The sequence below is a fragment of the Mesorhizobium sp. WSM4310 genome, from assembly GCF_007003935.1.
Taxonomy (GTDB): domain Bacteria; phylum Pseudomonadota; class Alphaproteobacteria; order Rhizobiales; family Rhizobiaceae; genus Mesorhizobium.
Genome location: NZ_VFTA01000024.1, coordinates 72,928 through 91,790, shown reverse-complemented (window position 1 = coordinate 91,790; position 18,863 = coordinate 72,928). Strand labels below are relative to the sequence as shown.

15 protein-coding genes are annotated in these 18,863 nt (G+C 63.8%); 9 read left to right on the top strand and 6 right to left on the bottom strand.

The window, feature by feature from the left end:
- Positions 1-167: 167 nt before the first annotated feature.
- From FJV80_RS23705 to FJV80_RS23695, 3 genes are all read right to left on the bottom strand, one after another.
- Positions 168-407 (bottom strand): hypothetical protein, encoded by a 240-nt coding sequence (locus FJV80_RS23705; protein ID WP_185975252.1) that lies wholly within the window; start codon positions 405-407, stop codon positions 168-170.
- A 60-nt stretch (positions 408-467) separates the two neighbouring features.
- Entirely contained in the window at positions 468-3,626 is a 3,159-nt protein-coding gene (uvrB, locus tag FJV80_RS23700; protein WP_142877555.1) for an excinuclease ABC subunit UvrB, read from the bottom strand.
- A gap of 127 nt (positions 3,627-3,753) precedes the next feature.
- A complete protein-coding gene (locus tag FJV80_RS23695) occupies positions 3,754-5,379 on the bottom strand; it encodes a tlde1 domain-containing protein (protein ID WP_142877554.1) in 1,626 nt (541 codons plus the stop codon).
- 518 nt (positions 5,380-5,897) lie between these two features.
- Here FJV80_RS23695 and FJV80_RS23690 point away from each other — a divergent pair.
- From FJV80_RS23690 to FJV80_RS23675, 4 genes are read left to right on the top strand one after another with little or no spacing between them, the layout of a single operon-like run.
- Entirely contained in the window at positions 5,898-6,767 is an 870-nt protein-coding gene (locus FJV80_RS23690; protein WP_142877553.1) for a protein-L-isoaspartate O-methyltransferase, read from the top strand.
- A 25-nt stretch (positions 6,768-6,792) separates the two neighbouring features.
- On the top strand, positions 6,793-9,501 hold the full coding sequence (locus tag FJV80_RS23685) for a hypothetical protein (RefSeq protein ID WP_142877552.1): 2,709 nt from the start codon (positions 6,793-6,795) through the stop codon (positions 9,499-9,501).
- Complete coding sequence (locus FJV80_RS23680) at positions 9,501-10,436, top strand: hypothetical protein (protein ID WP_142877551.1); 936 nt, start codon at positions 9,501-9,503, stop codon at positions 10,434-10,436. Before FJV80_RS23685 ends, FJV80_RS23680 begins: the two co-directional genes overlap by 1 nt.
- 33 nt (positions 10,437-10,469) lie before the next feature.
- The gene (locus tag FJV80_RS23675) at positions 10,470-10,760 is read left to right on the top strand and encodes a hypothetical protein (protein ID WP_095789083.1); all 291 of its coding nucleotides are present in this window, start codon (positions 10,470-10,472) and stop codon (positions 10,758-10,760) included.
- A gap of 114 nt (positions 10,761-10,874) precedes the next feature.
- Here FJV80_RS23675 and FJV80_RS23670 read toward each other — a convergent pair whose 3' ends face one another.
- A complete protein-coding gene (locus FJV80_RS23670; RefSeq protein WP_142877550.1) occupies positions 10,875-12,131 on the bottom strand; it encodes a hypothetical protein in 1,257 nt (418 codons plus the stop codon).
- 160 nt (positions 12,132-12,291) lie between these two features.
- Between FJV80_RS23670 and FJV80_RS23665 the strand changes: the two genes are divergently transcribed.
- Positions 12,292-13,350, top strand: coding sequence for a CapA family protein (locus FJV80_RS23665; protein ID WP_142877549.1), 1,059 nt, complete (start codon positions 12,292-12,294; stop codon positions 13,348-13,350).
- A 204-nt stretch (positions 13,351-13,554) separates the two neighbouring features.
- Positions 13,555-14,505, top strand: coding sequence for a DUF3137 domain-containing protein (locus FJV80_RS23660; protein WP_185975251.1), 951 nt, complete (start codon positions 13,555-13,557; stop codon positions 14,503-14,505).
- A gap of 6 nt (positions 14,506-14,511) precedes the next feature.
- On the opposite strand, the gene FJV80_RS23655 is transcribed toward FJV80_RS23660, so the two are convergent.
- Positions 14,512-15,003: a DUF2314 domain-containing protein gene (locus tag FJV80_RS23655; protein WP_142877564.1), complete on the bottom strand. Its 492-nt coding sequence runs from the start codon at positions 15,001-15,003 to the stop codon at positions 14,512-14,514.
- A gap of 440 nt (positions 15,004-15,443) precedes the next feature.
- Between FJV80_RS23655 and FJV80_RS23650 the strand changes: the two genes are divergently transcribed.
- The 3 genes from FJV80_RS23650 to FJV80_RS23640 all read left to right on the top strand — a co-directional run bounded on the left by FJV80_RS23650 (position 15,444) and on the right by FJV80_RS23640 (position 18,152).
- A complete protein-coding gene (locus tag FJV80_RS23650; RefSeq protein ID WP_027047290.1) occupies positions 15,444-15,686 on the top strand; it encodes a DUF1344 domain-containing protein in 243 nt (80 codons plus the stop codon).
- Positions 15,687-15,890: 204 nt separating this feature from the next.
- Entirely contained in the window at positions 15,891-17,513 is a 1,623-nt protein-coding gene (locus tag FJV80_RS23645; protein WP_142877547.1) for an FAD-binding oxidoreductase, read from the top strand.
- 15 nt (positions 17,514-17,528) lie between these two features.
- On the top strand, positions 17,529-18,152 hold the full coding sequence (locus FJV80_RS23640; RefSeq protein WP_142877546.1) for a hypothetical protein: 624 nt from the start codon (positions 17,529-17,531) through the stop codon (positions 18,150-18,152).
- A gap of 62 nt (positions 18,153-18,214) precedes the next feature.
- Here FJV80_RS23640 and FJV80_RS23635 read toward each other — a convergent pair whose 3' ends face one another.
- Positions 18,215-18,736: a hypothetical protein gene (locus FJV80_RS23635; protein WP_095773568.1), complete on the bottom strand. Its 522-nt coding sequence runs from the start codon at positions 18,734-18,736 to the stop codon at positions 18,215-18,217.
- Positions 18,737-18,863 lie beyond the last annotated feature (127 nt).

Sequence of the window (18,863 nt, the reverse complement as noted above, 5' to 3'; positions counted from 1 at the left end):
TATCGCTTCGGCCGGCGACTGACAAGGGAAGGCGCATGGTCCAGTCGGCCGGCAAATACAGTTTCGAGATTACACGGGTCTCAGGTGACCGCCGCTTAGTTCATATTCCTTGTTGAGGTCGAGCAGGAAATGGCCGAACACCGTACAGGCGCGGAGATCGATAATGATCACGAGAAGGCGTTGAACCTGCCTGTGCCAATCAAAACCTGGTCAAACCGATTTTGGGCATCCCGGTAAACATAGTGTACGTCGTTCAGGTAGGGCACACCGATATCGTTGAGGTCCAGTGCGTCGACATAGGGCCATATGTCTACGACGGCATTCACCGTGGCGGTGACATTCGTCATCGGCTCAGCGAAGCAGGCTTTGAACTCTTTCTCATCAAGTCTGCGAACGACCACCATCATTTATTCTAGGTGATGGCGCTTGAAAATCGCAACCGATCGAAACGTGATGTTTACAGGCCGCTACTTGCCCGGCCTGCCCGTTTTCCCAGGCCGGCGCTTTTCGCGGCGGGCGTCGCCTGGGTCCTCGTAGGAGCCGATTCCGGCGCGTTGGCGGATGATTGGTTTGTCGTCGCGATCTGTCGCGCCTGTCCTGCCGGCCCCCACGAGGGGGGAGATCGGCTGGGGCTTCGCCGGCACTTTTCCTTCGACCGGCTTTTCCGTGCGCCGCACGGTCATCTCGTCCAGAGAGTTCTTCTTGAACAGCGGCTTGACCGGCTCGCCGGGAATACCGAAGTCGGAACCGTGCGCTTCGGACGCCGACTGTTTCTTGAACAGCGAACGTGACATTACACCCGCAGGCGTCGGCATGTCGGTGCCGGGCCCCATATCGTCGATCGAGGGTTTGGCGAACAGCGGCTTCTTCACCGGCACGGCGCCGTCGGCGCCCATCTCGTCGAGATCAGGCTTGCGGAACAGGTTGGGCCGGGCAGCCCTGGCGGCCTCTTCGGCGGCGCGTGCTTCGTCGAGCTTGCGGAAACGTTCCTGTTCCTCAGCCGTGCGATGCTTGGCCACGCCCTTGTTGTGCTTGCCCTTTTCGCGGCCCGAGACCGGGCTTTCCATCTCGGCGTATTTGGCCAGCGGGTCGTCGGAAATCGACAGTTCCATCTCGCGCAGCCGCTTGATCTCGTCGCGGATGCGGGCGGCCTTCTCGAAGTCGAGATTGGCGGCGGCGTCGCGCATCTGTTTTTCCATCGCGTCGAGATGCGCCTTGAGGTTGTTGCCCATCATGGCGCCGGCGCTGTCGGTGAACTGCGAAATGTCGGCGCGGACATGGTCCTTCTCGTAGACCGAGTCCAGAATGTCGGAGATGCGCGACTTGACCGATTCCGGCGTGATGCCGTTGGCGGCGTTCCACTCCATCTGCTTTTCGCGGCGGCGGTTGGTTTCGGCCATCGCCCGCTCCATCGAGCCGGTGACCTGGTCGGCATAGAGGATGACCTTGCCGTCGACGTTGCGGGCAGCGCGGCCGATTGTCTGGATGAGCGAGGTTTCCGAGCGCAAAAAACCTTCCTTGTCGGCATCGAGAATGGCGACGAAGCCGCATTCGGGAATGTCGAGGCCTTCGCGCAAAAGGTTGATGCCGACCAGCACGTCGAAAGCGCCGAGGCGCAAGTCGCGCAGAATCTCGATGCGCTCCAGCGTGTCGATGTCGGAGTGCATGTAGCGCACGCGCACGCCCTGTTCGTGCAGATATTCAGTCAAATCCTCGGCCATGCGCTTGGTCAGCACCGTGACCAGCGTGCGGTAGCCCGCGGCCGTGGTCTCGCGGATCTCGCCGACGACATCGTCGACCTGGCTTTTCGCCGGGCGCACCTCGACCGGGGGGTCGATCAGGCCGGTCGGGCGGATGACCTGCTCGGCGAAGACGCCGCCGGACTGTTCCATTTCCCAGCCGCCCGGGGTCGCCGAAACGGCGACGGACAGCGGGCGCATGGCGTCCCATTCCTCGAAGCGCAGCGGCCGGTTGTCCATGCAGGAGGGCAGGCGGAAGCCATACTCGGCCAGCGTCGCCTTGCGCCGGAAGTCGCCGCGATACATGCCGCCGATCTGCGGCACGGTGACGTGGCTTTCGTCGATGAACACCAGTGCATTGTCCGGGATATACTCGAACAAGGTCGGCGGCGGGTCGCCCGGCTGGCGGCCGGTGAGATAACGCGAATAGTTCTCGATGCCGGCGCAGGAGCCGGTGGCTTCCAGCATTTCGAGGTCGAAGCGGGTGCGCTGCTCCAGCCTCTGCGCTTCCAGCAGGCGGCCGGCGCGCTCCAGTTCCACCAGCCGCTGCTTGAGCTCTTCCTTGATCGACTTGATCGCCTGGTTGAGCGTCGGGCGCGGCGTCACATAGTGCGAATTGGCGTAGATCTTGACGCTTTTCAGCTCGCCGGTCTTCTGGCCGGTCAGCGGATCGAACTCGGTGATCTGCTCGATCTCGTCGCCGAACATCGAGATGCGCCAGGCGCGATCCTCAAGGTGGGCCGGGAAGATCTCGATCGTGTCGCCGCGCACGCGGAACGAGCCGCGCACGAAATTGATGTCCTGGCGCTTGTACTGCTGGGCGACGAGGTCGGCGAGCAAAGCGCGCTGGTCGAGCCGGTCGCCGATCTGCATCTGGAAGGTCATCGCCGTATAGGTCTCGACCGAACCGATACCGTAGATGCAGGACACCGAGGCGACGATGATGACGTCGTCGCGCTCGAGCAGCGAGCGCGTCGCCGAGTGGCGCATGCGGTCGATCTGTTCGTTGATCGAGGATTCCTTCTCGATGAAGGTGTCGGTGCGCGGAACGTAGGCTTCCGGCTGGTAGTAGTCGTAATAGGAGACGAAATACTCCACCGCATTGTCGGGGAAGAATTTCTTGAACTCGGAATAGAGCTGCGCGGCCAGCGTCTTGTTGGGCGCCAGGATCAGGGCCGGGCGCTGCGTCTCCTCGATCACCTTGGCCATGGTGAAGGTTTTTCCCGAGCCGGTGACGCCGAGCAGCACCTGGGTGCGGTCGTTGTTGTCGACGCCTTCGACAAGGTCCTTGATGGCGGTCGGCTGGTCACCGGCCGGCTCGAAGTCCGACACCATCTTGATGGCGATGCCGCCTTCCGACTTTTCCGGCCGGGCAGGGCGGTGCGGCGTCCACAGCACGCCATCCTTGTGCAGCGGATTGCCGGATTCGATCAGCGCCGAGAGCGCGGCGACCGTCGCGGTGACGCCGCTCGACGTCATCGTCTCGGCTTCTTCCAGCGAGATATCGAGGCCGGCGACCGGATTGAGGCCGGCCGCGGCGCGTTCGCGAGCGGTGGCCGCGCCGCCCATCGAGGTGCCGCGCGCCGTGCGCCCGGGCGCGGAGGAACGCTCGGGAACCTTCTTGGATGGTCTTGGCGCTTTGCCGCCGTCGCCCTTGCCAGCCTGGCGCCCTTCGCGCTCCGCCTCCTGCTCGATCTGTTCGGCCCAGTCGGCGATCGAACCGGTCAGCGGCGTGCCGGACAGTTCGGGCTGCGGCATCTCGGCAAAGCCACCTTTATGCAGCGGCTCGGAGGCGTCGAGGAAATCGGTCAGCGGGCTGCGCCGCTTCGGCGCGGCGCGATCGTCATTCGCCGTCGGCGGCGTTCTTTTATCGGGGGATTTGGCCATGCCCCGAATATGGGAGGTCTTGGCGAAAATGGAAAGAGCGCGATGCGGCTAGGCGCATGCCCCGATGCAGCTCCTGACAGCAGGCTGTCAGGAGGAGGCAGTTGCCGAGGGGGTCATCCGCCCGCGGTCAGGCGCCGCGGGCGTTGTCCGTCGCGACCTGGGTCGGCGATCCGTTGAGGCGCGGCACGACGACGAGGCGTGTGACCTTGCCTTTCTTGAAGGCGGCGAGGAAGCGGGAATAGTCCCTGAAGACCACGCAGCCATTGGACTCGGCGCGGCCGCCGCGCAGCATGTAGGTGTGGGCGAGCAGGCCGTTGCGGTTGTATTTGTTGCCACCGCCGACCGGAGTCAGGCGCAATGCCTCGACGCCATGGAAGCGCGATTCACGCAGCGACAGATTGTAGGTGTTGGGGGGCGTCGGGCCACGATCCTTCACATGGACATAGCGCGGCTGGTCGACCATGGCGCCGAGGCCGGAATGGGCCTCGAGCCGCTGGCCGTCCGGCATGTAGACGGTCTTGGCGCTGATGTCATAGACCGCGACGCCGTGGCCGGCTCCACTTCCGCCGCTCGGTCCATTGAAGAGGTTCCTGAACGCCTGGCCAAGGCCGCCCGAAGGCGTGTCCGGCTTGGCATAGGCCAGCACATCGCCGCCATCGCGGCCGGCCCGGGCCGGCCTTGCGGGCTGGGCCTGCTGGACCGGCTTTGCCTCCGGCGCCGGCTTTTGCTGCGCGATCTTGGGCTGAGCAATCTTGGGCTGCGGCGCCGGCTCATCCTGTTCCACCACGGCCCTTGGCTGCCGCGGCGCGTCATATTGCGGGCGGCGGGTCGGCAGCGGCACGTCGTCGGTCAGCGCATCCGGCAGCGAGGCAGCGTCGCCGGGCTGTTGCGGCTGGGTCTCGGCAGGCGCAACCGCGACATCGGCAGAAGATTCGGTCATCGGCAGCGGAGAGGCAAATGCTTCGTCCTCGACGGGCAGCGACTGGACGAGGGCCAGCGCCAGCTGCGTGTTGTCAGGCGCCTGCGACTGGGCGAGGCCCATCGGCGCCGGCGCGGTCTGGACGACGGCGCCGGTATCGGCACGGGCAAAGCGTTCCGCCACCGGAGCCGGCATGTCGCTCGACAGGCTGGCCACCACCTGGACCGACGGAACCAGCGACGCCTCGGTAATCTGCGGCGCGGCCGTGGAAATCACCGGGCGGGCGTCGGCCGTGGCGACGGGCTTGCCGGCGCCGGCAAAGGCGGCGGCGAGCTTGGTCGGCGACAGCGACGCCTCCATGCGGTCGAAGCGTTCCTGCGCCTTCGACTTCAAGATTGGCTGTTCCGGCCTTGCGTGGGCCGCGAGGCGCGCGGATTTCTCACCCAGCGGGCTCACACGGGCCAGCTTGAAGCAGGTGGCGCCGCATTGCACGGCATGGTCATGCAAGGCCTGGCTGCCGCCATGGGCATTGGCCAGCACGAACGGCGCCGAAGACCTCAGGAAATGCTGTTTCAGCGGATCGGCCATCGCCAGCGAGCCCGGCATGGCCAGCGTCTGAGGCAGGCCGCTCGATGTCGCCGACAGCGACGCACCGACGGAGCTGAGGCCGGCCATGGTGCCGATCAGCCAGAGGCCGACGGCGGCGCTGGCACCGGGGACCGCGACCCAGCGGACGATCCGTTTCGGATTGAAGGAAGGGGTGCGCTGCGCATCGACGAACTCGCCGCCCTCGCGCTGGTCCCGGATTATTTTGTGTTTACTCGACAACGCCATGCAACCAATCTCGCTCCAATCGGTTTTCCCCGTACGTGGCCTTGTCAGCCGCGACGACCATTCTGCGAGTGATCCCAGGGTGGTCCCCGACGCGTTTGCCGCGCCTGTCGTTGATTGCCGATTGCTTCAAAATATGGACAAAGTTGGTTAACCAATCCCTCTCAAAACCAACCGAGAGGCGTGGACTTTGTGCCAAAAAAGGCTCGTCCACGATCATGCACGCGGTATTTCAGCCCTTCCGATGCAGGTTTGCTGCCTGTTTTTGGCGACCGAGTCAAGCAAAACAGCCATTGCTAATATAAGGCAAGGTCGCTCCGGCGGGCCCTGCGGCAATGCGGCGTGCCGTTACACGGCCCTGAAAAAGCCGATGGCATCGGCGAAACTGTTGCCCGCTTGCCACATTTTTTCGGCCCGCACGGTCGTCCCCCGACGCCCATTGACTCGTTTTGGGAGGCGGTGCAATCGGGTTGAAGTGCTTGGTTTTGGGGTGGCAAAGGCCACTTTTGGAGGCTTTTTCCATGAAGCGTCGAGATTTCTTGACGCTGTCGGCGGGTGCGGCGGCGTTCTCCATTCTTCCGGCCGCGGTCAGGGCCAACGTGCCCGTGCCCTACGACCGCAACGCCGAAGTGCCGATCAACGACAAGAAATCGTTCATTGACTGGATGGTGGCCAATCGCGGCGAGGATCCGAAGCTTTTGGCGCAGCGATTCGATCGCTTCCAGATCATGGTCTACAACAAGGACGTGCTGGACGACCGCAACAAGCGCGCCTTCCTTTTGACACCGCGTGAGGAATTCGTGCTGCCGCAGAATATGGGGCGCGCCTATGACCATGCCTTCCTCGACATCGGCTATGGCGTGACGATTTCGGGTCCGCACCTCGTCGGGCGGATGACGACGTCGATCGACGTGCAATTCGGCGAGGCCGTGCTCGAGATCGGCACCGGCTCGGGCTACCAGTCGGCCTATCTCGCCAACCTCACCGACAAGGTGCACACGATCGAGATCATCAATCCGCTGGCGCAGCGCACGCGGCGCACCTATGACGGGCTGGTCGAGCGCGGCTACAGTGAGTTTGGTTCGGTCACCAGCCGCAATGCCGACGGCTATTATGGCTGGGAAAGCGTCGGCCCGTTCGACAAGATCATCGTCACCTGCGGCATCGACCACATCCCGCCGTCGCTGCTGCAGCAGCTGAAGCCCAACGGCGTGATGGTCATTCCGGTCGGCCCGCCGGGGGCGCAGCACGTGCTCAAGGTGACCAAGCAGCAGCTCGCCGACGGCACGTTCAACATCGTCCGCTCGGACATCTACAATGGCAAGGTGGTGCCATTCGTGCCGTTCACGAAGCTCGAGGGCGACCAGATCGTCGGCACGCACAACGGCTGAGCATTTGCGGCATCAAGGGACCTGAATGGCAGCCGTTGCATCGAATTCCCGCCTGAGCATCCCTTCCCTGGAGGCGCCACGGCCGGCGCACTACCTCGCGGTCGGGCTGGTCGCCGGCGCCATCATCGCCCTGCAGATCGCCGTCATGCGGGTGTTCGCGGTCGGCAGCTGGTCGCATTTCGGCTCGCTGGTGGTCAGCCTCGCCATGCTCGGCTTTTCGCTGTCCAGCGTCGTCATCTTCGCCGGCAAGGGCTGGTTCGACCGCCATTGGCAAGGGGCCGCCACTGCGGCCCTGCTGCTCATCGGCCCGCTCGCCGTCGGCTCCAACCTGGTTGCCCAGACGGTACCGTTCAACGCCATCTTCCTGGTGTCCGATCCGGCGCAGAAATGGCGGCTGCTCGCCAATTTCCTGCTCTATCTCCTGCCGTTCCTGGCCGGCGCGTTCTTCCTCGGCATCGTCTTCCTGAAAAGCCGCATGGCCTTCGGCCGCGTCTATTTCGCCGACCTCACCGGTTCGGGGCTTGCCGGCCTCGCCGTGCTGGTCTCGCTCTATCTGTTCGCGCCGGAAACCATCATCGTCGTGCCGCTGCTTTTGTGGGCCGCCGGTTCGCTGCTGTGGTTTGTTGCTTTCGGCGCCTGGAAGAGCGTCGTCGCCGGCGTCGTGGTCGCGGCACTGTCGATATCAGGCTATCTCATGCTGCCCAGCCTGCTCGGCATACCCGACATAGCCGTATCGCAATACAAGGGCGTCGCCTATGCCCGCAATTTTCCGGACGGCAAGCGCATCTACCGCAGCGTCTCGCCCTTCGGCGATCTGCAGGTCTATGCCAGCTCCTACATGCATTTCGCGCCGGGCCTGAGCGACAATGCCGCCTTCGGCATGCCTGAAGTGCCGGCCAACACCTATGTCGGCATGTATCGCGACGGCGACGGGCCTGAAGGCATCATGCGCAACCTGGCGCCGGCCGAGCAGGTCTATTTCCGCTATCTGCCGATGCACTATCCCTATGTCATCAAGGATAAGCCCAAAACCTTCGTCGTGCAGTTCGGCGGCGGCATCTCTACGCAGGCGGCGCTCAATGCCGATTCGACCTCGGTGACCGTCGCCGAGAGCAATCCGATGACATTGCGGGCGTTCCGCGACCCTGTGCTGAAGGATGTCACCGGCGACATCCTGGCCGAGCCGAGGCTCAAGGTCATCGACTATGATGGGCGGCTGTTCCTGGCCAACACGACGGAGCGCTACGACGTTATCGACCTCAGCCTCGCCGACAGTGTCGGCCTGTCCAATCCCGGCGGCTTCGCCATCTCGGAAAAATACGCCTACACGCGCGAAGCGATGCTGAGCTACATGCACGCGCTGGCCGATGGCGGCGTGCTGTCGATCACCTTGTGGAACAAGGAAGAGCCGCCGAAATCGGTTCTGAAGCTCTATTCGACCGTCGCCGAGGCGGCGAGGACCTTCGACAGCCAGGGCGCCGCCAACGACATCTTCGCGGTCTCGAGTTACCTCTCGACCACGACCGTGCTGTTCAAGCGCGGCGGCTTTACCGAGGCCGAAATCAAGACGCTGCGCGACTACACCAAGTCGATGTCCTGGGAGGAGGTCTACTATCCAGGAATGACCTATGACGGTTCGGGCGCACAAAAGGTGCTCGACGATTATCGCGCCTCGATCTTCGGCAGCGGACAGGACGCGACACTGACGCAGCAGCCGGCCGCCGGCGCGACCGCGCCTGCCGACCCGACCGCGCCGGCAAATCCTGATTGCGACCCGACGGCGCCGGCCGATCCGACGCTCGACGCCTGTGCGGGGGCCGGCGGCGATGCCGGCCCGCAAGTGCTGCCGGCGACGGAACTGCAGCGCATGAGCTGGCACGCGCTTTTGACCGGCGGCTGGGAAAAACTTGCCGGCGACTACGTCTTCGACACCCGGGCGCTGAGCAACGACCAGCCCTATTTCGCCGCCTATGTGAAGGTCGCCGACCTGCCGCGCACGCTCGACCGGCTCGACCTGTTCCAGGACGATTGGGGCTATCTCTTGATCTGGGCGACGCTCGGCATCGCCTGCATCACGGCGGCATCACTGGTGCTGCTGCCGGTCATCTTCGGCTGGCGCATCGTGTTCTCGCGCTCGCGCGGCAAGCTCGGCACCATCCTCTATTTCGCCTGTCTCGGCCTCGGCTACATCATGGTCGAGGTCGGGCTGATCAGCCGCTTTACGGTGGCGCTCGCCAACCCGACCGTGTCGGCCTCGGTGCTGATCTCCTCGATGCTGGTGTTTTCCGGGCTCGGCAGCCTGTTTGCCGAGCGCATCTTCGACCGCGCCAGGACGCTGCTGCCGATCGTGCTGCTGGCGGTCTGCGGGCTGCTGCTCGCCTATGGCTTCTATCTGTCGCCGGTGCTCGACCGGATCGGCGCCTATCCCTATGCGGTGCGCCTGCTGCTCTGCTTCCTTTTGGTGTCGCCGCCGGCCTTCCTGATGGGCATGCCGATGGCCACCGCCATGACCTGGCTGGCACGGCTCGGCAAGGAGCATCTTTTCGTCTGGGCCTGGGGCATCAATGGCTGTTTCTCGGTCATCGGCTCGGCCGCCGTGCCGATCGTCGCCACCAGCTTTGGACTGAGCGCCGTGCTGCAATGGGCGGCGATCGCCTATCTCATCGCCATCCCGGCCTTCTTTGCCGTACTGTTGCCGTCGAAAGCGCCGTCCGTGCGGCTGGTGGCGGCCTGATGCCGGACCGCCGCGCCATCGTTGCCGGATTGCTGGCCACGGCGATGTTTCCGGCGGTGAGCCAGGGGGCGCGCTTGCGCAAGGCCATATCCACCATCGTGCCGTTCAAGGCATCGCCCTTTCCCTACCGTGGCAAGCTGCCCGACGGCTCGGCGCCGTTTCTCGACGTCACGGCGGCGGATGGAAGGCGCGGCCACACCTCGCCACGCGGCGGCATCTATTGGGAAGACGAGACCTATTCCGACCGCTCGACGCTGCTGGCGGTGCCGAAAGGGTTCGATCCGGCTAGGCCGGCGGTCATCGTGGTGTTCTTCCACGGCAATGGCGCCACCTTGCAGCGCGATGTCGTCGGCCGCCAGCGTGTCGTCACGCAGGTCGAGGCGTCCGGCCTCAACGCCGTGCTGGTGGCGCCGCAATTCGCCAGCAATGCGCAGGATTCCAGCGCCGGCAATTTCTGGACGCCGGGCTATTTTACCAAATTCATGGCCGAGGCTGCGCAAGGCATGGCCAGGCTGACCGGCGCCAAGGCGGCAAAGTTCGACGCCATGCCGGTGGTGCTGGTGGCCTATAGCGGCGGCTACAATCCGGCCGCTTCCATTCTCAGGAACGGCGACATCGGTGGACGCCTGCTCGGCGTCGTCCTGCTCGACGCCGTCTTCGACGAGGCGGACATCTTCGCCAGCTGGATCACGCAGCACCGGAAGAGTTTCTTCGTCAGCGCCTATGGCAAGTCCTCGGCCTCCGGCAATGCCGAGATCAGGCAGTTGCTGGCGGGCCAGGGCATCGACGCCAGCACCGATCCGCCGCGTCGGCTCGAAGCCGGAACCATCGCCTTGCTCGCCTCCGATGCCGCCCATGACACGTTCGTCACCCGCGCCTTCGTCGGCAATCCGCTGCAGTGGCTGCTTGGCCGGCTGCACGGGTTTCCGCGCTAAGGCTTTTTGGTACTCCAGTCCAAGTCCCCGTTCATGCTTCTGACCGCCATCGTCATCGCCCAGCTGTTGGACCCGCTCAGGATCCTGCTGGTCGGGATCGCCTATTTTCTCAGCCGGCTGGTTAAAAGGCCGGGCGTGGCCTGGCTTGGATTGTGCGCGGCGATTGTCGTCATCGCCGCTGGATTTCCATTCGTTGTCCTTGGCCAATCCGGCGAAATCGCCTGGACGACCGCCGTCATCGGTGTGATATCGAACGCGCTGATAGCCGCCGCCATGGCCGGGCTGCTGCGGCTTCAGCGATGGCTTTTCCAACTCTTTGTTTGACACAATTTCTGCGGGAAAACCGTTTCACGATTTTCCCGGAACTGCTGGCGCCGTGGATGCTGGATACTTCTCCCGCGCCCAGCGAGGGCAGGGATCCAGCTTCTGATAGGCCGCTCAGTTGAACCACAGCGCGAACGTCAAAAACCCGCCGCCGCCAAATTCGCGCTGGATCTGGTCGAAATCCTCGGTGGTCAGGATCCTGCCGCTTTCGAGATAAGGCGCGATTCCAGGGCCGGTAATCGACAGCACCAGGTCGAAGGGCTTCGGCTCGTCGAAGAAGCGCTTCATGTTGATGCCCTTGCCGGCGATGCGGAAATGCGGCAGCAGCGCGCGGCCCTCGAGCAGGTCCTCGGCCATGGTCAAGGTGGCGAGCCACGCCTGGACCTGCTCCTCGCCGACTTCGAGGCCTGTCAGCGGGTTCTCGCCCTTCTGCTGTGGCCCGGGCAGCCATTCGCGGTCATTGTCGGTCTCGGCGCGGATCGCCTTCCAATCCTCGCGCGACAGCTGGATCATTTCGAGCAATTCCTGGCGGGCCGCCTTGCGGCGCTCCGGTTCGACCACCGGCCAGTTGATCATGTGCACCATCGAGATGAAATCGGCGATGCGCCATTCCGAGGCGAACATGCTCGAGCCCACCTCGCTGGGCGGCGGCACGAGAATATCCTGCAAGGGCAGCTTGGCGCGCGGGAACAGCATGTGGAAGGAGCCATCGAAAGTGGTTCTGAAATCATGCGCCAGCCAGAAATCGGCCTGCGCCATCAGGAATTCGGCATAGCCCTGCAGCCAATAGCCGTCGGCGCGGTCGAAGCGGAAGGTCAGCGCCGGTGCGGTATCGCCCTGCGAAAGGCCACCGTGCGACAGCGCGGCCATGATAGCCGCCATGCTTTCGTCCGGCGCGATCGTGCCGTCCTCGTTGAGGTCGATGCCGACATGGGTGAGGTCGATGACCATGCCGATATCGGCATCGGCCGGCACCGAGCCCAGGGTCGCGGCGGATTTTGCCAACCTGTCGCGGAAGGCCGCCAATATGGCGCGGAACTCTTCGTAGGTCAGCGGCTCGGGATTGGGATTGGAGGGCACCGGCAGCTGCATCAGGGGCAGCATGAAGGATTGCGGGCTTTCGAAGCCGTGGCGGTGCAGGCCGCTGGCGAGCAGTTCAAGTGCCGTGAAGAACTCACCGGCGCCTGCGGCATAGGCCGATGCCGGATCTTTCGGTGCGGCCGCCTCCAGCGTCGACAGGGCGCTGTCGCGCGCGGCCACGGTCTTAGCCTCGAAAAGCGCGGTTGCCCCTTCGGGCACGGCGGCGTGCGCCGAAGACAGCGGCACAAGCAGAATGAATGCGGATGCCATCAGGCTTGCTATTCGTGTCATCTTTCCCTCCCAAGCATTTGCCGCCGACGACCATACACAGATTTGCGGCTATTTGCGGTGTCGCGCCCGTCAGTGCCGATGCGCCGTCCACATCGTTGATTGACGACGGCTTCAACCCGCCCACGGGACAGTCTAAACAAGGCAAACGATTGGGCATTGCGTGTCGAACTATCCGCTTTCCTACAAACTGTCCTGGCTGCCGCGTTTCCTTAAGCCGTCGCTTGGCGGCGACGGCAATGGGTTTGCGCCGATGGCGGGGATGTTGATGGAGCCGCCGCCAAGGCGGACGGTGCGGCTTGCCTTCATCGGCGACATCTCGGCCGTGGCCAACGGCAGCACGCCGGATTTCGATCCGGCGATCAAGGCGCTGCTTGGCACCGCCGATCTGGTGATCGGCAATTGCGAAAGCCCTGTCGTGGACAGGCCGAGCGCGGTGCTGGGCACAAGGCTCGGCACGCACCATGCGATGAGCGAGCGGTTTCTGGCCGAGGCGCTCGCCGCGGCCGGTCTTGCGCGCGAAAAGCTGGTGCTGTCGCTGGCCAACAACCATGCGCTCGACCAGGGCGTCGCCGGTTTCGACGAGACGGTGGCGGCGCTGAAGCGGCTCGGTATCCGCAGCATAGGCCTTGCCGCCGATGGCCCGGTGCAGGCGGTCAAAGTCGGGCTGCTGAATGTCGGCTTCGCGGCCTTCACGCTGTGGCGCAATGCAGATGAGAGCCTGTTTGCAGGGCGTGTGTCGATGGGCAGTGATCCGGCCGGCTGGCCGCGCGGGTTCGATCTTCTTTGCGCCGTGCCGCATTGGGACTGGGAGTTCCGGCACTTTCCGCGCGCCGGGACGCGTGCATTGGCTAGGCGCCTGGCTGGGCAGGGCGTCGGCCTGATCGCCGGCCATCACGCGCATGTGGTGCAGCCGGTGGAGCTGATCGGCGAGACCGTCGTCGCCTATGGGCTCGGCGATTTCCTCGGCACCGCCCTGGCGCGACAGCCATGGCCGGGGCGCATTGGTGGGATTTTCGTTGTGGATGTCAGTGCGGATGTCGAGACGCGCGGTGCGATTGCGGCCTACCGGATGCATCCGTTCGTGCGGCTGCGGGGCAGCGGCCATGAGCGGCTCGTGCCGGTGGAAGGGTTGGAGGGCGCGATGAGGGAAAGGGTCGAGAGGCGGTTGGGCGCGATCTTTCCTTCTCCCCTTGTGGGAGAAGGTGGATCGGCGCGTTAGCGCCGAGACGGTTGAGGGGTGGGTGACGAAGCGCCGTCGGCGTCAAGCTGGAACACCCCTCGTCCGACCGAGCTTCGCTCGGCCACCTTCTCCCACAAGGGGAGAAGGGATCACCGCTTCATCCGTCTGGCGCCGCTCCTGCAAAACCAGCTATCATGATCGTAGTCAGGCTTGCGGGGGGTGGTGGTGGAAGCAGCGGATTTCATGCCTGATGAGACTGTCATCGCCGGCATCCGGAAGAACATCGAGGCCTATGAGGCGGCGCGGGCCTCGGCGGTGCGGCAGGTGCGCTGGCGAGTGCCGCTGTTCGTCGGGCTGGTGCTAGTGGCCGTGGCGGCGATCGCCTGGCTGTTCAACAAGGTTGCCGACCCCAACGAGCAATGGTTCTCGACGCCGCATGTGTTCCTCTATTGCATCGGCTTTGCCGCTTCGATCCTGCTGTATTTCCAGGCCATGAAGCCGGCGACGCGGCTGCAGCAATCGTTCCGCGACACGCTGCTGCCGATCATCTTCGGCTTCATCCGCGACATCAGTTATCAGCATGGCGGCAGGCCGAACTCGTTCGACCGGCTGCCGCGCGAGGCGGTCGGGCCCTTCAACCGGCAAGCCTTCGACGATGTCGTGTCCGGCCGCTACGAAGGGTTTCCGTTCGAGCTCTACGAGGCCGAATTGCGCGAAGGCACCGGCAAGGGCTCATCGACGGCGTTCAAGGGCGTCATCGTCGCTTTCGAGGCCGTCGAGCCGTTCCCGGGGATCCTGGTGGCGACGCGGCGGACCAATGCGGTCGTCGGCTTTTTCCGCGGCCTGTTCGGCTCCAAGCTGCAGGAGCTGTCATCGGGCGAACCATTGCTCGACGCGGCCTACGAATTCCGCACCGACAATGTCGAGGCGGCGCGGCCGCTGGTGACCGGCCGGCTGGCGCAGGCGCTGAAATGGCTCGGCGAAACCTGGCCGGACGATCCGGCCCGCGTCGCCCTCAACGGCGGCGATGGGTTCCTGCTGTTGCCGCAGGCAAAGAATTTCTTCGAGCTGCCGGAGATTTCGGCGCCGCTCGACTACACCAGGCATGTCGCGCCGATGATCTCCGACATGGGCGCCATGCTGGCGACGGCCGCATTGGTGCGCAAGATCGGCGCGAAGGACGAGATGGGTTGATCGCCGTCAGCAGTCGAAGCCATATTGTTCGCGCATGGCGTCTGCTTCTTCTTTGGACATTTTCTTGAACATCACGCAGACGGTGAAGCTGCCAACCTGCCGTCCACCGCTTCTGTATCCCCAGTCGGAAATGTCGTCCCTGGTGAATTCTATGGCCTGGCCGAGGACGACATTGTGCACCCCCTCCGGCTGATTTGCCAGGATGCCGACAAATCCGGCCCCGGTGCGGCTGAACGGGATGACCCAGAAATGTTCGGTGACGTGTCCATCCCGCACCTTAACCTTCAGTTTGAACGTGTCTGTCCCAGGGGGAGGAGCCTCGGACAAGGCGAGGAATTCATCCAGTCTGCTGCGCGCCTTCGCGGTAGCCAGAGCCATATCGGGATCGTCGGGAGTAAAGATGACGGTTTTGTCGCCCGGATCAAGGCCTTGTGCGCCGGCCAATCCCGGCGCAAACGCCAGCATCAGGGATATCATGGTCCGGACTGCAAGTTTCATCGTGTCCCCCGTCGCGACGGTTGAAATCATCGCGCATTCATTTCGGATTTGCAACCACAGCGCGAGTTTCATCCGCCTTTTTGAGATCGCGGTTGAGCTGATCCATGCAACAAAACTTGTATCAACCGAAGATCAGCAGGCTGTTTCGTGATGCAATCCGGGGCGGATTATGGCGGCTGCGTGATGGCCGCGAGGCGCCCGCTGCAATGGCCTAAACGATTCTTTTCGTGGACGAACGGCGCGCGTCGAAGCAAACGATAAGGCAGGAAACTGCGTCAGCCGCAAGCAATGTGTCAGAATTAAGCCTATGATTTCCTTTGCGAAAAGTCACTCAACGTGATTTGCGGCCAGCAGGCTTTCAGGCCCAGTGTCGGCTCGTTCGGTGCTGTCGTTGCGCAAGGCGGCAGCCCGGAAAAGTGAAACAGCACGGAGTGCTATCGATGAAGAAGACCCTCGCAACCACCGCCGCTCTGCTCGCCTTCCTCGGTACGGCCTATGCCGCGTCCGTTCAGGGCACCATCCAGGCGGTCGATCCGACGACCAAGTCGATTACACTCGACGACGGCAAGATCTATCAGCTGTCGCCGGAAGCGAAGATCGGCAAACTCAAGGTCGGCGCCAAGGTGGCGGTAACCGTCGATGACAAGACCGGCATGGTGACGTCGATCAAGAAGGCTTCGTAGCCGCGAGCGTCATGCGTCGGCAGACCTGCTGACCGTACTTTTCAGACCCTGCCCCAATGTTGGCCGGTTCCTTCGGGGATCGGCCATTTTCATGCTCCTGTTCACTCATGCCAGGCCACTGAGGTGGCGGAACGCTGCCCCGGTAGCGGCCCCTATGGTTTTCGCCGAAGAGCCGCGCTATCCCTTGGCCAACGGGGGATCTGCATGGCTGACGAACAGAAGGGGTTTCGCCTATCGCGCCGGCTGGTGCTCGGTGCGGCTGTCGTCGGCGGCGCGGTGCTGTGGGGCGGAACCACAATGGCGCGGCTGGCGCGCGGGCCTTCAGGGCCGAAGAATGCCGGACGCATCGCCGACATCGATGGCATTGCCCTGCCGCTGAAACCGATTGCCAGTCCGCCAGCCTTTGAGCCTTCGCTACCCTGGTCGGCCAAGGGCGGCGACATGAACGATGCCAGCGGCCTGTCGCGGACGCCGGTCTATGGCGTGGTCGAGGTCAGCGAGGAGGACCATATCGCCAGGGCGTTGGCCTTCGCCCGCGCCAACGGGTTGAAAGTGTCGCTGGCCGCCATCCGCCATTCGATGGGCGGCCATGCCTTCGACGACAATGCGCTGGTGCTCGACCTCAAGAAATTCAACAAGGTCAGCGTCGACGCGGCGGCCAGGACCATGACGCTGCAGCCGGGCGCGCGCTGGCACGACATCCAGAACATGCTGCATCCGCGCTTCGCGGTGAAGGCAATGCAGTCCACCGACATTTTTTCGGTCGGCGGCTCGCTGTCGGTCAACGCGCATGGCATGGACCATCAGGCCGGTTCGGTTGCCGGCTCGATCCGCTCGATGCGGGTGATGCTGGCCGACGGGTCGGTGACGACCTGCTCTGCCACGCAGAACAGCGAGCTGTTCCGCCATGTCGTCGGCGGCTACGGCCTGTTCGGCGTGGTGGTGGAGGCAACGCTCGATATCGTCGACAACGCCGTCTACCGCACCTCACGCGAAATCATCAAATCGGACGATTTCCCAAAGTTCTTCGCCGAGGTGCTGGAGCCGAACAAGGATATCGGCCTGTTCTACGGCCATCTGTCGACGGCGCCGGGCAATTTCCTCGAGGACATGATCGTCTATCGCTACGACAAGGTGGCCGAAGAGCCGCCGGCCGACCAGCCCGATATCGGCGAGCCGGGCTCGGTCGGACTGAAGCGGGTGATCATCAACCTGGCGAAATGGGGCAGCCTGTTCCAGGAGCTGAAGTGGTTCACCGAGAAGACGCTGGAGCCGAAATTCGAGAGCTGCACGGTGGCGCGCACGGCAGCCATGGCGCAAGGCGAGGCGTGCCTCGTCACCCGCAACAACCCGATGCATGATTCGGTGCCGTATCTGTTCAACGATCTGACCGACGAAACCGACATACTGCACGAATATTTTATTCCACGGGCTGCGTATAATCCGTTCATCACCGAAGCGCGCGAGATCCTGCGCCATCAGTCCCTGCCGGTGCTCAACGCCTCGGTGCGCATCGTCCACAAGGAGGATGTGGCGCTGACCTACGCGCCGGAGCCGGCCTATTCGCTGGTGCTCTACATCAACCAGCCGACCGATGCCGACGGCAATGCCAAGATGCGAGCGCTGACGCGGGCGCTGATCGACGTGACGATCAAGCATGGCGGGCGCTTCTTCCTGCCCTACCAGCTGCACTACACGGCCAAGGAATTGCAGGCCTGCTATCCCGAGCTGCCTGCCTTCGTGGCGGCGAAACGGCACTATGACCCTACGGAACTGTTTTCCTCGACCTTCTACCGTGGCATCAAGGCGCTGAGCGGGGTTGCATAAGCAGGAGAATAGTCGATGCGCATGGTATCAGCGGCAGCCCTCACTCTCATCGCGCTGTGCGCTGGACCGGCCGGAGCCGAGGACCTCAAGGCGTTCAAGCTGACCATCGACGGCGTGGCGGTCGATATCGACCCCGGCGAGAGCAGGACCATCACGCTGCCCGGCGGCAAGCAGAGCAAGGTGACGCTCGAGCGCAACGACTTCGCCACCTTTTCCGGCGACAGTTTCTCCTTCGTCCATCCGAGCGGCATCTCGGTGACCAAGACTGATCTCGGCGAGACCATCACGCAATATCTGATGGCTTCGGCGCTTGGCACGATCGTCGTCGTGCAGGAATATGGCAAGATGAACCCGGTGTCGCTCAACCAACTGATGCTGCAGGAGATGACCAGGGAATCGGTGCAGACCGGCGCGACGCTGACGCAGCAGCCGACGACGCGCAAGCTCGCCGACGGCAAGGAGTTGACCGGCATCCGCGCCGAGGTGAAGACGCGCACCGACACCGCTTATTTCGAGATCGTCGGCTACGGCCTCGCCGATCAGGGGCTGTTGTTCGTCACGCGCGTCGGCAGCGAGGACCTGGCCACCGAACAGCCGCTGATCGACAAATTCTGGGAGAGCCTGAAGGTCAAGATGTAAATCTTTCCCTTATGCAGTCGTTGTCGCAAAACCGCTGCGCACTTTTGGGCGACATGCATTGACTACAGCCCCGTCGGCACCAGGCCGGCCAGCCAGTTCACGGAGCGTTTTGCGGCATCAGCCGTCGCGGAAGCCGCACGGCCAAGATCGGTCTTGACCACGGCATAGCCGTTCTTCGTGCGATAGAGCACGCCGGTTCCGCCATCGACCATCTGTTCGTAGGCGACGGGCCGGGCAGCGTCCGCGTCGACGGTCGTCGTCGGCGAGCCGACGGGCACGCTCGGCCGATGGCTCAGTTCCGGCGGCAGCGGGCTTTCCGTCCGCACGACCCTGCTGGCGGGCTTGAGTTCGGGGCGCGATGCGGTGGCGGCCAGTTGCGAGGAGGATGACGAGCCCTTGGTGCGGCAGATGCCGGACACCAGCGGATAGTCGAAATTGCGCTGGTGCAGGATCTGGCTCTTCATCGCGGCCTCGCATTCGGCGATGGTCGACCACTTGGCCGGCGTCTCGCCGATATATTCGCACAGTTTGGCATCGCAGTCGCAGCCGACAATGGTCATGGCGACAAGGGCGGTCTTGATCACGGTCTTGTCCCTTCGAGATGCCCCCCGGCAGCCATTCAGGTGCATGTCGCCCGTCAGGCAACATGCACCGTTCCATCGCGCGCGAACAAGGCGGGATTTGGCCCCGATTGTGAAATGAGCATGGCGG